Source organism: Pararhizobium sp. P1_E7, assembly GCF_056405855.1.
On the sequence record NZ_JBFUBH010000023.1, the window covers coordinates 1 to 13,448 of the forward strand.

General features: G+C 61.5%; 14 protein-coding genes and 1 tRNA gene. 4 read left to right on the forward strand and 11 right to left on the reverse strand.

From position 1 onward, the window contains the following. Positions 1 to 630 (forward strand): LLM class flavin-dependent oxidoreductase (locus AC1D17_RS18940; RefSeq protein ID WP_477566885.1); only part of this gene is annotated, 630 nt, incomplete at its 5' end. Between the two features lie 15 nt (positions 631 to 645). Here the strand turns inward: AC1D17_RS18940 and AC1D17_RS18945 are convergent. The 6 genes from AC1D17_RS18945 to tesB form a co-directional block, all read right to left on the reverse strand. Further along, positions 646 to 1,452, reverse strand: coding sequence for an exodeoxyribonuclease III (locus tag AC1D17_RS18945; RefSeq protein ID WP_477566886.1), 807 nt, complete (start codon positions 1,450 to 1,452; stop codon positions 646 to 648). A gap of 210 nt (positions 1,453 to 1,662) precedes the next feature. Further along, a complete protein-coding gene (locus AC1D17_RS18950) occupies positions 1,663 to 2,331 on the reverse strand; it encodes an outer membrane lipoprotein carrier protein LolA (RefSeq protein WP_477566887.1) in 669 nt (222 codons plus the stop codon). Between the two features lie 137 nt (positions 2,332 to 2,468). Further along, a complete protein-coding gene (locus tag AC1D17_RS18955) occupies positions 2,469 to 5,156 on the reverse strand; it encodes a DNA translocase FtsK 4TM domain-containing protein (protein ID WP_477566888.1) in 2,688 nt (895 codons plus the stop codon). 272 nt (positions 5,157 to 5,428) lie between these two features. Next, complete coding sequence (locus AC1D17_RS18960) at positions 5,429 to 6,853, reverse strand: ammonium transporter (RefSeq protein ID WP_477566889.1); 1,425 nt, start codon at positions 6,851 to 6,853, stop codon at positions 5,429 to 5,431. 29 nt (positions 6,854 to 6,882) lie between these two features. Then, positions 6,883 to 7,233, reverse strand: coding sequence for a P-II family nitrogen regulator (locus AC1D17_RS18965; RefSeq protein WP_319005512.1), 351 nt, complete (start codon positions 7,231 to 7,233; stop codon positions 6,883 to 6,885). A 223-nt stretch (positions 7,234 to 7,456) separates the two neighbouring features. Beyond that, positions 7,457 to 8,335: an acyl-CoA thioesterase II gene (tesB, locus tag AC1D17_RS18970; protein ID WP_477566890.1), complete on the reverse strand. Its 879-nt coding sequence runs from the start codon at positions 8,333 to 8,335 to the stop codon at positions 7,457 to 7,459. 120 nt (positions 8,336 to 8,455) lie between these two features. Here tesB and AC1D17_RS18975 point away from each other — a divergent pair, with 120 nt between their 5' ends. Beyond that, a complete protein-coding gene (locus tag AC1D17_RS18975) occupies positions 8,456 to 9,670 on the forward strand; it encodes a ubiquinone biosynthesis hydroxylase (protein WP_477566891.1) in 1,215 nt (404 codons plus the stop codon). A gap of 212 nt (positions 9,671 to 9,882) precedes the next feature. On the opposite strand, the gene AC1D17_RS18980 is transcribed toward AC1D17_RS18975, so the two are convergent. From AC1D17_RS18980 to AC1D17_RS18995, 4 genes are all read right to left on the reverse strand, one after another. Further along, on the reverse strand, positions 9,883 to 10,071 hold the full coding sequence (locus tag AC1D17_RS18980; protein WP_037097280.1) for a Trm112 family protein: 189 nt from the start codon (positions 10,069 to 10,071) through the stop codon (positions 9,883 to 9,885). A gap of 10 nt (positions 10,072 to 10,081) precedes the next feature. Beyond that, positions 10,082 to 10,765, reverse strand: a complete 684-nt coding sequence (locus AC1D17_RS18985) for an LON peptidase substrate-binding domain-containing protein (RefSeq protein ID WP_477566892.1) — start codon at positions 10,763 to 10,765, stop codon at positions 10,082 to 10,084. Positions 10,766 to 10,923: 158 nt separating this feature from the next. Beyond that, the gene (gene trxA, locus AC1D17_RS18990) at positions 10,924 to 11,910 is read right to left on the reverse strand and encodes a thioredoxin (RefSeq protein WP_477566893.1); all 987 of its coding nucleotides are present in this window, start codon (positions 11,908 to 11,910) and stop codon (positions 10,924 to 10,926) included. A 58-nt stretch (positions 11,911 to 11,968) separates the two neighbouring features. Further along, on the reverse strand, positions 11,969 to 12,478 hold the full coding sequence (locus AC1D17_RS18995; protein WP_477566894.1) for a prolyl-tRNA synthetase associated domain-containing protein: 510 nt from the start codon (positions 12,476 to 12,478) through the stop codon (positions 11,969 to 11,971). A gap of 23 nt (positions 12,479 to 12,501) precedes the next feature. On the opposite strand from AC1D17_RS18995, the gene AC1D17_RS19000 reads away from it, so the two are divergent. Further along, positions 12,502 to 12,741, forward strand: coding sequence for a hypothetical protein (locus AC1D17_RS19000; RefSeq protein ID WP_477566895.1), 240 nt, complete (start codon positions 12,502 to 12,504; stop codon positions 12,739 to 12,741). Then, positions 12,732 to 12,806, forward strand: a tRNA-Gly gene (locus AC1D17_RS19005). Before AC1D17_RS19000 ends, AC1D17_RS19005 begins: the two co-directional genes overlap by 10 nt. Positions 12,807 to 12,837: 31 nt before the next feature. Here AC1D17_RS19005 and AC1D17_RS19010 read toward each other — a convergent pair. Continuing rightward, a complete protein-coding gene (locus tag AC1D17_RS19010) occupies positions 12,838 to 13,419 on the reverse strand; it encodes a dioxygenase family protein (protein WP_477566896.1) in 582 nt (193 codons plus the stop codon). Positions 13,420 to 13,448: the final 29 nt, after the last annotated feature.

The following is a 13,448-nucleotide window of genomic DNA, read 5'->3' on the forward strand; positions in this document are numbered from 1 at the left end:
GGCTTGAGCGATGCGGATATGGGCCGTAAGCATGCCGAAGTTCTGCTGGAAGTCCTCAAAGGCGAGGGTTTTGCCCAGCCCAACCCGCGTCCGATGTTTCCCAATCCGCCGGGCCTGCTGCGCCTCGAGCCGCATTCGGAAGGTCTTCGCGACCGCATCTGGTGGGGGGCGAGCTCGAATGCCACGGCGGTATGGGCAGCCAAGCTCGGCATGAACCTGCAGAGCTCGACACTGAAGAACGACGAAACCGGCGAGCCCTTCCACGTCCAGCAGGCGGCGCAGATCCGCGCCTACAGGGACGCATGGAAGGAAGCGGGCCATACGCGCACGCCGCGGGTTTCGGTCAGCCGCAGCATTTTCGCGCTGGTGGACGATCGTGACCGCGCCTATTTCGGCTCCGGCAAGGATCAGGACACGATCGGCTATATCGACGACCAGACAAGGGCGATCTTCGGCCGCTCCTATGCCGCAGAGCCTGATGTCCTGGTGAAACAGCTCGTCGCGGACGAGGCGATCGCGGAAGCCGATACCCTGCTCCTCACCGTCCCCAACCAGCTGGGCGTCGAATACAACGCCCATGTCATCGAGGCGATCCTCAAGCATGTCGCACCGGCGCTCGGCTGGCGGTGAGGCGGGCCGTCGCGGCTAAAGATCGAAATGGGCGATAACGGGCACGTGGTCTGACGGGCGTTCCCAGCCGCGGGCTTCTTTCAGGATATCGACGCGGCTGAGAAGCGGGGAAAGATCGGCGGAGGACCAGACGTGATCGAGCCGGCGGCCGCGGTCGGCGGCTTCCCAGTCCTTGGCCCGATAGCTCCACCAGGTGTAGAGCTTTTCCGGAGACGGCGCGTGCTTGCGCATCAGGTCCACCCAGGCGCCGCCGGTGAGCACGGCGGTGAGGCCTTCTGTCTCGATGGGCGTGTGGCTGACGATCTTCAGAAGCTGCTTGTGCGACCAGACGTCGTGCTCCAAAGGCGCGATGTTGAGGTCGCCGACCAGGATGGATGAAATGCCGGCTTCGCTCTCGGCGTGCAGCAGCTTCATCTCGTCGATGAAATCCAGCTTGTGGCCGAATTTCTGGTTGATCGTCCGGTCCGGCTCGTCGCCGCCGGCGGGCACATAGAAATTGTGCAGGCGGATTTTTTTGCCGGATTTTTCAAAGACGACCGACAGATGCCGGGCATCGCCGACGCCGCAATAATCGCGCCGGTCGGTGAGTTCATGCAGCGGCAGGCGGGAAATGGTGGCGACCCCGTGATAGCCCTTCTGGCCGTGGATCGCGATGTGCTCGTAGCCGAGCGCCTTCAGCGGTGAAAAGGGGAACAGGTCGTTGGCAACCTTGGTCTCCTGCAGGCAAAGGATATCAGGCGACCAGGTTTTCAGGAGATGTTCGACCAGCGGCATGCGCAGGCGCACCGAGTTGATGTTCCAGGTCGCGATCGACAATGCCATGCGGGATTTTTCCTTGGACGGTTGATGCGGACGCCGCCCGTCCGCGCGTCATGTCATAGAAGCCTTCAGGGTTAAATGGAAGCAGTTCCGTTGGCTGAAACGGGCCACTGATCGACTGGGCCGGTTTGGTCAGAGAACTGGGCTGCGACCCGCGCCGGCCGGTCGAAACCTGGTGACGCGCAGCCGTAGCAAGGGTGCCGCAGGCGATCTTTACTTGCCGCGATTGTTGATGTCGTCATAGGGGATCTGAAAGACCTTGTCGTCCATCGGTACGCCGTTCTTGACGTTGAAGATCATCACCGATGTGTCCTTCTTCTGCGCGTCGGTGATCGTCCACTGGCGCAGGTCGTAAGTCTTCGGGTCGAACATCAGGGTGATCGTCGCATCGCCGAAGACGGTGCGGTCGCCAAGCACGATGGTGGTGAGATCAGCCTCTTCCTTGACGTCGCGCACCATCTTGCCGGTGAGGTCGATGTTATCGGACAAAAGCAGTTTGAGCGGTGTCTTTGACAAAGGATAGATATCCCAGGTCTTCATTTTCTGGTTGCCGATGACGACCGACTTGCCGTCGGCGATCACGCGCATCGGCGAAGGGGCTTCATAGTTGAAGCGGATCTTGCCGGGGCGGCTGATGTAGAATTTGCCGCCGGTCTGCTCTCCGCGCGGGCCGAACTGGACGAACTCGCCGCTCATGGTTTTGACGGAGGCGAAATGGTCGGCGATTTTCTGGGCAACGGCTGTCTGCGCCTGGGCGGGCTCGACGGGAAGGCCGGTGAAGCTCAAGGCCGCGAAAACAGCAAGACCGCAGGCGAAGGAACGGCGCGACAGGGACGGAAGCTTCGCATCCTGTTCAAAATGCCCGGTTTCGGTGTCTGTCATCGCAATCTCCTTCATTTCCAGTCTCATGTGGAGCGCAAGTGCGGCGCCTTCAAGGCCTTTTCTGCGCGCGTCTTCAATTCCCCGTGAGGGCGTCCGGGCAGTGTTTTCCCGCTGAACCGTGGTCTACCGCGAACGGGTTACCTGCCGGTGATGTCGCTTTCGGTCGGCACCAGGATTTCGCGTTTGCCAGCATGGTTGGCAGCACCAATGATGCCTTCCTGTTCCATGCGCTCGATCAGCGAGGCGGCGCGGTTATAGCCGATGCCGAGACGGCGCTGGACATAGGATGTCGATGCCTTGCCGTCACGCAGCACAATGGCGACCGCCTGGTCGTAGGGGTCGTCCGAATCGGCAAGGTTTGACGTGCCGGCCGGACCGCCGCCGTCTTCGCCGTCCTCGCCGTCATCCTCGGTGATGGCATCGAGATATTGCGGCGAGCCCTGGCTCTTCAGATATTTGACGACGTCCTCGACCTCGGTGTCGGAGACAAACGGGCCGTGGACACGCTGGATGCGGCCGCCGCCGGCCATGTAGAGCATGTCGCCCATGCCCAGCAGCTGTTCGGCGCCCTGTTCGCCCAGAATGGTGCGGCTATCGATCTTCGAGGTGACCTGGAAGGAGATACGGGTCGGGAAGTTGGCCTTGATCGTACCGGTGATGACATCGACGGACGGGCGCTGCGTTGCCATGATGACGTGGATACCGGCGGCGCGCGCCATCTGGGCAAGACGCTGGACGGCGCCTTCGATATCCTTGCCGGCGACCATCATCAGGTCGGCCATTTCATCGATGATGACGACGATATAGGGCATCGGCTGCAGGTCGAATTCTTCCGTTTCGTAGACGGCCTCGCCGGTCTGGCGGTCAAAGCCGGTCTGGACGGTGCGGCTGATCTGTTCGCCCTTGGCCATCGCCTGCTCGACGCGCGAATTGAAGCCGTCGATATTGCGCACGCCGATCTTCGACATCTTCTTGTAGCGCTCTTCCATCTCGCGCACGGTCCATTTCAGCGCGACGACGGCCTTCTTCGGATCGGTGACGACAGGCGAGAGCAGATGCGGAATGCCGTCATAGACGGAAAGTTCGAGCATCTTCGGATCGATCATGATCAGGCGGCACTGCTCCGGCTTCAACCGGTAGAGAATCGACAGGATCATCGTATTGATGGCGACGGACTTGCCCGAGCCGGTGGTGCCGGCGACCAGCAGATGCGGCATCTTGGCGATATCGACGATGACGGGCTCGCCGCCGATGGTCTTGCCGAGCGCCATTGCGAGCCTGGTCTTGCTGGTTTCGAAATCGCGCGACCCGATCAGTTCGCGCAGGTAGACGGTTTCGCGGCGCTGGTTGGGCAGTTCGATGCCGATGGCGTTGCGGCCGGGCACGACGGCGACACGGGCGGCGATCGCCGACATCGAGCGGGCGATATCGTCGGCAAGGCCGATGACGCGGGATGATTTGATGCCGGGCGCCGGCTCCAGCTCGTACATGGTGACCACCGGGCCGGGGCGCACATGGATGATCTCGCCCTTGACGCCAAAGTCCTCCAGCACGCCTTCCAGCATGCGGGCATTCTGTTCGAGCGCATCGGCAGACAAAGTCGCGTCGCGGGCGACGTTTTTCGGTTCGGCGAGGAAATGCAGGGGCGGCAGGGTGAAATCGTCATCGTCGGAGACGAGCGATGCCTGTGCCTCGCGCTCGATGCGCTGGCCGGTCTTCGGGCGGGGCGCTGCCGGAACAACGCGTGCCGTGGCCGACGGCATTGCAGGAGCCTGCTTGCGCGGTGCCGGTACCGGCGCCCAGTCGGCGGCGGGGTCGATACCGTCGTCCTCGTCGTCTTCAGGCAGGATGCCTGCCGGCACACGGCGGTTGTCGAGAGCGTGGAAATCGTCATCCTCGTCGTCCATCGATATAGACGGGGCTGCGACCGTGCGGCGTTCGCTGCGGTCCAGCGACGGCTCGACCCGCTCGGAGCGGGCGACAGTCTTCGGGCGCACCGGTTCGTTCAGCGTGCCGAACTCGTCGGTATTGAAATCATAGGGCTCGTCATAATCGCGTGATGCCGGCTTGCGGCGGCCGCTCAAGCCGAACAGGCGGCGGATGCGGGCCTGTGCCGTAAAGCGCATGTGAGTGAGCGCGCCGGCCATCACCATGAAAATACCCTCGGAATCGTCGTCTTCCGATTCGTCGCTGACGGTGCGGGCCTTGCTGGGCGCCGGTGCCTGCACGTCGACGTCGTCCTCCGGATCGGATACGCCGATGAGGCCGGCGCTGTAGATCAGGAAATAGGCGGCGGGAAGCGCAAACAAGACGGCGAGCACCGTGCCGAATGTGCCGGTGGGGTAGGTGCCGGTGAAAAGAGCGGGGAAACGCAGGATCATGTCGCCGAACACGCCGCCCAGGCCGTTGGGCAACGGCCAGGTGACCGGCGCGGGAACGCAGCTGAGCGCCGCAGAGGCCAGAACCGAGCCGATGAACCAGGCGCCGGCGCGCTTGACGATATGATCGAAGGGTTTGCCGGTGATCAGCACCAAGCCCCAGGCGACCACGGGAAGAAGCGCCACGACGCTGGCGATGCCGAAGAATTGCATGAAGATATCGGCGAAGGCGGCACCTGTGTAGCCGAGCAAGTTGGTCGGGGCGTCGGCGGTCGCATAGGAGAAGCTCGGATCGGCGACGTTCCAGCTCGACAATGCGGCGACCGCAAAGGCGAGGGCGGCGAACACCGTAAAGCCCGCCAGGGCGGCGACCTGTTTCCAGACGAATGTGGAAAGCACAAACCGGTTGGAACGGCTGTCGTATACCGCCTGATTGCTTCTGCTCATGATGACCTGCTGCCCGTTATTCTCAAAAACGCAATGCGCGCATTCGAAGGTAAGCAGATGAGGGTTAAAGCCCTATTAACCTTGACGCTTCCTTTACGCGAAACGGCGCAGCCCAGGCAGTTTTCCCCAGCCGGCCGCCCTTTGCAGCAACCGAAGCTTGCACGTGCGCAAAAAAAGGGCCCGGACGAGATGTCCGGGCCAAATGCGGTTTCGCCGAAACGGAACCGCGACGGGAGCGGATGCGAAGCCGGTTTTCCGGCTCCGCAAATGCCTTATGAGTGGTAGGCGGCTTCGCCGTGCGAGGAGAGGTCGAGACCTTCCCGTTCGGCTTCGACCGGAACGCGCAGACCGACGATGACATCAACGATCTTGTAGAGGATTGCCGAGCCGATGCCCGACCACAGGAGCGTGACGAGGACGCCCTTGAACTGCGACCAGACCTGGGTTGCCGTGCCGGCGTAGCTGGCTGCGAAGTCGGCCGTCGAATAATCGACGATGCCGGCGCCGCCGAGAGCGGGGTTGACGAACACGCCGGTGAGCAGTGCGCCGAGGATGCCGCCGATGCAGTGAACGCCGAAGACATCAGCCGTGTCGTCGTAGCCGAACTTGTTCTTCACGGTGGAGACGAAGAAGTAGCAGATCGGGGAGACGATGAGACCCATGACGATGGCGCCGATCGGACCAACGAAGCCGGCGGCCGGGGTGATGACCACGAGGCCGGCAACGGCGCCGGAAACGGCGCCGAGGATCGAAGCCTTGCCGCGGGTGAAGGTTTCGACGAGCGACCAGGAGACAACCGCAGCGGCCGTTGCGACAAAGGTGTTGATCATAGCGAGAGCGGCATAGGCATTGGCTTCGAGGTTGGAGCCGGCGTTGAAGCCGAACCAGCCGACCCAAAGAAGGGAAGCGCCGACCATCGTAAGCGTCATCGAGTGCGGCGCCATCATGTCCTTGCCGAAGCCGGTGCGCTTGCCGACCATAAAGGCTCCGACCAGACCGGCGATGCCGGCATTGATGTGAACGACCGTACCGCCGGCAAAGTCGATTGCACCGAAGCCGAAGATCAGGCCCGACGGATCGCTATAGGCGCTCGGACCACCCCAGAACCAGACCATGTGGGCGATCGGGAAATAGATGAAGGTCAGCCACAGGATGGTGAAGAGAATGACGGCGGAGAACTTCACGCGTTCTGCAAAGGCGCCGACGATGAGGCCGGGCGTGATCGCCGCGAAGGTCATCTGGAAGACCACGAAGGTGAGTTCCGGAATGGCCACACCCTTGGAGAAGCTTTCCGAGACCGTCGTCACGTCGACGCCGGACAGGAAGAGCTTCGAGAAGCCGCCGACGAAGGAATTTCCGGCCGTGAAGGCCAGCGAATAGCCGTAGGCAACCCAGACAAGCATCGCGACCGAGGCGATCATCAGCACCTGCATCATCACCGACAGCATGTTCTTGCTGCGCACAAGGCCGCCGTAGAAAAGGGCGAGGCCGGGAACCGTCATCAGCAGGACGAGAGCGGACGATACGAGCATCCAGGTCGTGTCGCCCTTGTCGACGGTCATGGCCGGTGCCGCTGCAGCAACGGCTTGCGTGGCTGCCGGCGCGGTCTCCTGCGCAAATGCGATGGCCGGAGCGAGCAGGGCTGCGGTTGCAGCGCTCACGCGTCCAAGAGAGGTGGAAAGTTTAAATGATGACATTGACATATAGCTCCCTGAACGGCCGTGACTTACAGCGCTTCTGTGTCGGTTTCGCCGGTACGAATGCGCACGGCATGGTCAATCGAGTAGACGAAGATTTTGCCGTCGCCGATCTGGCCGGTCTTGGCTGCTGAGGCGATCGCTTCGACGGCCTTGTCGACGATCTCCGTGGCGACAGCGATTTCGATCTTCAGTTTCGGCAGGAAGCTCACGGCATATTCCGTACCGCGGTAGATTTCCGTATGTCCCTTCTGACGTCCGTAACCCTTCACTTCGGTCACGGTCAGGCCTTGGATGCCAACGGCAGTGAGGGCTTCGCGAACCTCATCGAGCTTGAACGGCTTGATAATGGCCATCACAATTTTCATCTGGTTTCCCATCCTTGTTCATCTTCGGCTCGGGGCCGTCTCTCCTTGCCGCCGAGCACAAATCCCCAACGACCGCCCAATGCTATTCAAGGGGCGTGCCAGTTTGGGAACGGATGGTTAAGTCTATGAAAAGACATGAAAATGCCACATCCCGCCGAGAGCCTTCAGCGGAATGTCAAAAAATCGTCAATTTAAACGATGAAAAAATAAGCAGATTCAAAAAATCGGCGCTTTTTTATTCAGATGCCTTTTTCCGGATCAGACCCTCCTGGGCCACGGAAGCAATCAGCAGGCCGGAGCGGTCAAACAGGCTGCCACGTGTCATGCCGCGGGCGCCAAAAGCGCTGGGGCTGTCCTGCGTGTAGAGCAGCCAGTCGTCCATGCGGCAGGGGCGGTGAAACCACATGGCATGATCGAGGCTCGCCACCTGCAGGTCGCGGTCGAACACCGAGGTGCCGTGCGCATAGAGCGCGGTGTCGAGCAGCGTCATATCGGAAATATAGGCGAGCACCGCCGCCTGGATGTGGCGCTCGTCCGGAACGGCGCCGACCGCCTTGACCCAGACGTCCTGCGACGGTTCCAGTTTGTCGCGTGAGAAATAATGCTTCAGCGAAACCGGGCGAATCTCGATCGGCCGGGGGCGCTCCCAATAGCGGCGGATGGCCTCGGGCGCATTGACCAGGAATTTCTCCTTGATGTCCTTTTCGCCCATCAGCGTTTCGGGCGCTGCGACATCCGGCATGGTGATCTGGTGGTCAAACCCTTCCTCGTCGAACTGGAAGGAAGCCGACAGGGAAAAGATCGCCTTGCCGTGCTGGATGGCGACGACGCGGCGGGTGGCAAAGCTTGCTCCGTCGCGGATGCGGTCGACATCGTAGATGATCGGCACGGATGGATCGCCCGGCCGCATGAAATAGGCGTGCAGCGAATGCACGTAGCGGCCTTCGCTGACGGTGCGCTGGGCTGCCACCAGCGCCTGGCCGATCACCTGGCCGCCGAAGACGCGCTGCCAGCCGACCTGCGGCGAGCGGCCGCGAAACAGGTTTTCCTCCAGTTTCTCCAGATCCAGCGTTTGCAGTAGGACGTCCATCGGGGCGGGGTCGGGGCGCGACATTTCGGCAATCTCCAGGGATAGAACGGCCCCAGTGGTAGGAAGGAGCACGCCAATGATCTATATAGGAGGCAAGCAATGCTCAAGAGCGATGGGGCTCAAGAGCGACAGGGAGAATGAGAGATGATCGATGTGCTGATTGCCGGCGGCGGTTATGTCGGACTGTCGCTGGCCGTATCCATCAGACAAGCTGCGCCACATCTCGCCGTGACCTTGATCGACGGCGCGCCGGAAGGCGCCTGGCAGAAGGACGAGCGCGCCTCGGCGATCATCGCCGCTGCCTCGCAAATGCTCGATGTGCTGGGCGTCTGGGCCGGGATCGAGCCGGAGGCCGAGCCGATCAAGCGGATGGTCATCACCGATTCGAAGACGGCCGATCCGGTGCGCCCGGTGTTTCTCACCTTCGAGGACGAAAAGGTAGAGGGCCGGCCATTTGCCCACATGGTGCCGAATGTCGCGCTGGTTGGCGCCCTGCGCAAGGCAGCGCAGGAGCTGGGCGTCGAGATCCGGCAATCGGCGGCGGCTCAGGATTTCAAGAGCGGCGATCATGCGGTTTCGGTCAATCTGGCGAACGGCGACGTGCTCGATGCGCGGCTGCTGGTCGCCTGCGACGGCGTGCGCTCGAAACTGCGCGATGCCGCCGGCATCAAGACCGTCGATTTCGATTACGGCCAGTCCGGCATCGTCACCACCGTCGAGCACGAACGGCCGCATGACGGCACGGCGGAGGAACATTTCCTGCCCGCCGGCCCGTTTGCGACACTGCCCTTGAAGAACAACCGTTCCTCGCTGGTCTGGACGGAGCGGACGCGCGATGCCGACCGTCTGATCGCCAGCGACGACCTGGTGTTCGAGGAAGAGCTGGAGCGCCGCTTCGGCCACAAGCTCGGCACGCTGAAGGTTGTCGGCGGACGCCGCGCCTTTCCGCTCGGCCTGACGCTGGCGCGCGATTTCATCGCCCCGCGCTTTGCCCTTGCCGGTGACGCCGCCCACGGTATTCATCCGATTTCCGGCCAGGGTCTCAACCTTGGCTTCAAGGACGTGGCGGCGCTGGCCGAAACCATCGTCGATGCCGACCGCCTCGGCCTCGACATCGGCTCGCTGGCCGTGCTCGAACGCTACCAGAGCTGGCGGCGCTTCGACACCTTCCGCATGGGGGTGACCACCGATGTGCTGAACCGGCTGTTTTCCAACGATGTCACGCCGGTGCGGGCCTTGCGGGATTTCGGGCTCGGCCTCGTCGACCGCCTGCCATCGGTGAAGTCGTACTTCATCCGCCAGGCGTCCGGGCTTGGCGGGCAGAGCGAGCCGAAGATGCTGGGCGGGCAGCCGATCTGAGCGGTGGGTATCATGTTTGCGGATAAACGCCCCTCCCCCTAACGCTCCCCGCATGCGGGGAGAGGGGACTTGCCGGAGTTGCCCGCCTGGTCCTTCTCCCCGTCATGACAGGGAGAAGGTGCCCGAAGGGCGGATGAGGGGCTTTCGAGCCATGCGCAGATTCATTCGCAAACAAGGGAGCGACCGAGAACTCGTGAGATTGAATCGAAGCCTCAGTCCTCGATCTTGCGCGCCTCGGAAATCAGCATGATCGGGATGCCGTCGCGGATCGGGTAGGCGAGGCGGGCCTTTTCCGAGATCAGTTCGTTCTCGGCGGCATGGTAGCTCAGGCGGCCCTTGGTCAGCGGGCAGACGAGAAGTTCGAGCAGTTTGGGATCGACCCGGCTGGTCCTGTCTTCCATCGCTTTCGCCCTATTGCAGCATGGTTTCGATATCGCCGAAATTGCGGGCAAGCACGATCTCGGTGATGGCGATCAGCGTTTCGGCGCGGGTCTTCAGATCCGGCGCTTCGAGCAGCGCCTGCTTTTCCGCCGGGCCATAGGGTGACATCATCGCCATCGAATTGACCAGCGTCAGGTTGCTGGCGCGCTCGACGCTTTCCCAGTCGGCTTCCAGCTTGTTGGCATCGAGATAGGCCTTGAAGGCTGCCAGCAATGCGTCACGGTCGACCTGCGCCTCATCGTCCGGGCCGGTGAGGTCGGTGGCAAACGGGGCGATCTTGAAGCAGCGGTAGCCTTTTTTCGCCAGAGGAACCTCGTCGAACAGGCGGAACCGGCAGATGCCGGTGAGCGAGACGATATAGCGGCCGTCCTCCATCTCCGCAAACGACGTGACCCTGCCGACGCAGCCGACCTGGCAAAGGGCCTGTACATGCGCCTGGCCCGGCTCTTCGCGAATTTCGCCGAACGACGGCTGGATCATGCCGATCAGGCGGTTTCCGGCCAGCGCATCGTCGAACATCGAAAGATAGCGCGGCTCGAAAATGTTGAGCGGCAATTGCGACCCCGGAAGCAGGAGCACGCCCGTCAGCGGGAATACCGGAAGCGTCTCCGGTAGGTCCTGAGGCCTCAGATAACGTGCATTTCCAACTTGCATGTCTCAATTCACCCCGTCGCTGTCAGGCGTTCGTGTGGCGGCCCTTGTGGCGTCACACCGCCTATCGACAAGAAATGGGGCACCAATCCTAAATCTCAAGAGAGAGTGTCACAAAGGTGCACCTGATAAGGCGGCGCAGGCAATAGGAGGTGCTGGCGCTACGAAAACAGGATCGAAGACAGCTTGCGCCGTGCCGACAGCGTTGCCGGATCCATCGGTCCCCAGACATCGAAGAACTGCAGCAGTTCGCGCCTTGCGCCGTCATCCTCGAACGTCCGGTCGCGTTTCATCACCTTGAGGAGATGATCGGCCGCAACCTCGCGGTCACCCTCGACATTGCGGATCTTGGCGAGCTTGATGCGGGCGGCGTGATCGTCGGGATCGGCTGCGAGAGTTTGCTCCAGCGCATCGGGGTCGCCGAGTTTGCGGGCTTCCTCGATCTGGTCGAGCTTTTTCACAACGGCGGCGATGCCGGCATCCTTGGCAAGCTCTTCGGAAAGCCCGGTCAAAAGATCGCGCGCCTGCTGCGCTTCGCCTGCGGCAATCATGCAATTGGCAAGGCCGCTCAGCGCTGCCGCATTTTCCGGATCTGCCTGCAGGACGGCGCCAAAAAGCCCTGCCGCGTTCTGCAGATCGCCCTGATCGAAAAACGTCTTTGCCTCGGCCAGCGCCGCATCGATCTCGGCCTGCTGGTCATCGACCACCGGACCGGCGATCTTGTCGATGAATTCGCGGATCTGGCTTTCGGGTACGGCACCCATGAACCCGTCGACCGGCCTGCCGCCCGAAAAGGCGATGACGGCGGGAATGGACTGGATGCCGAGCTGGCCGGCGATCGAGGGATGATCGTCGATATTCATCTTGACCAGCCTGACGCGGCCCTGTGCCTCGGTCACGACTTTTTCGATGACCGGGGTCAGCTGTTTGCAGGGACCGCACCAGGGCGCCCAGAAATCGACCAGAACGGGCTGCTGGCGGGAGGCTTCGAGCACGTCGCGGGTGAAATTGGCGGTCGTGGTTTCCTTGATCAGCTCGCCGGCCGGTGCGGCCGCCGCCGGAGCCTGTGCCGGGGCGGCACCATAGCTGGCCGTCGCCGTCATCTGGTTGCCGTAGGATGCTGCATAGGGATTGTCGTTGCCGCTCATCGTGTCTCCTCGCGGACATCCGCGTCCGTCTGACTTTCTTCCCGTCAAAGATCGTATGTCAGGACGTCACTTTCAAGACAAGTGGTTCGTGTCCCGTCGCCTCGATAAAGCGCAACAGGTCTTTTGAGGCAATCGACGTCGTCGCGTCGTTCACCAGCGGATGGCAGTTGACGATCTCGTCCTTCATCAGATCCGTATCGATGATGATCTTCACGTTCTGCCCGGCATCGTTGATCACGCCGAAGGCGGTGACCGCGCCGGGGATGACGCCCAGATATTCCATCAGCTTTTCCGGCCGGCCGAACGAGACCTTGCTGGCGCCGCCGATGATCGTGTGCACCGTCTTTAAATCCACGGTGGCGTTTTCCTCGACGGTCAGAAGAAAATAATTGTCCTTCTTATCCTTTACGAACAGGTTCTTGGTGTGTCCGCCGGCAATGGCGTCCCGCAGCGCCACCGATTCGGCAACGGTGAAAACCGGTTCGTGCCGCATGGTCTGATGCGCGATGCCGAGGCCGTCCAGAAACGCGAACAATTCGTCCTGTGTCTTTGGCTGCATTTCACTCATGACGGCTTCCTTCTGGTTTGAAAATGGCGGTCTTCCTTACGGTGAAGGGCAAAAAACCGCAACATTCCACAGAATGCAGGCTGCAAAACGCCTTGTTTTCAGGGGCTTGCGACATTTCTTCAAAAAATTATTGGATCGACCGTCATTTCCCTGTTGCATTTGAAAATCGTCTGGGCCATATAGCCGTCGTCGCAGCAAACAACAACGCAGCGGCGCCACGGTCCACCGACTACCCCCGGACCGAGGTTGATGAGCGGGTGTAGCTCAGGGGTAGAGCACAACCTTGCCAAGGTTGGGGTCGGGCGTTCGAATCGCCTCACCCGCTCCATTTTCTCTTCAAAGAGCATCAGAGCCTTTGGTTACGTGACGATGAAATCGTAGCGGCCAAATTTTCCGTCGTCAGTCGGGCTGACATTGAGCAACAACGATGCGTTGAATATTCGGTCGCGTTCATTGAGCGGCTCACCTGGAAAATAGAGCTGCGTCGTCAGCACGCTCCCGCCGGGCCGTTGGACTTTCAGGTGGTAGTGCCGGGTGCGACCAGGATATGTCCCCGGAACGATCGTATCGAACCACCATTTCCCTTCACTATCGGTGAATTGATGTCCGCGGAGTTTGTAGCCACTATTGTCGTAGAGCCCCTTTTCGTTGGCATGCCATAACTCGATCAACGCTTTTGAGACGGGCCGGCAGTTCTCGGTCAGCACGTACCCAGCGAGCGTCATCCTTTCACCGCCGGGTGCATCGCTCGCGAAGTCCTGTTTTTCAGGGCTTTCCGGGGTAAAATAGGGGCCTTCTGTTTGCGCTGGCGTCAGATCGTCGTCGTCACCGCAAGTTGGTGTCAGTGACAGCCGTGCCTGAGCACCGGCTGCGTGGGCGAGTCCCGGCAGCACAATGGGCGTGGCAACGAAGCCGATAAGAAAATGTCGCCGGGTGGGCATGGCGCTGTATCTCCCGAACACGGAAACCG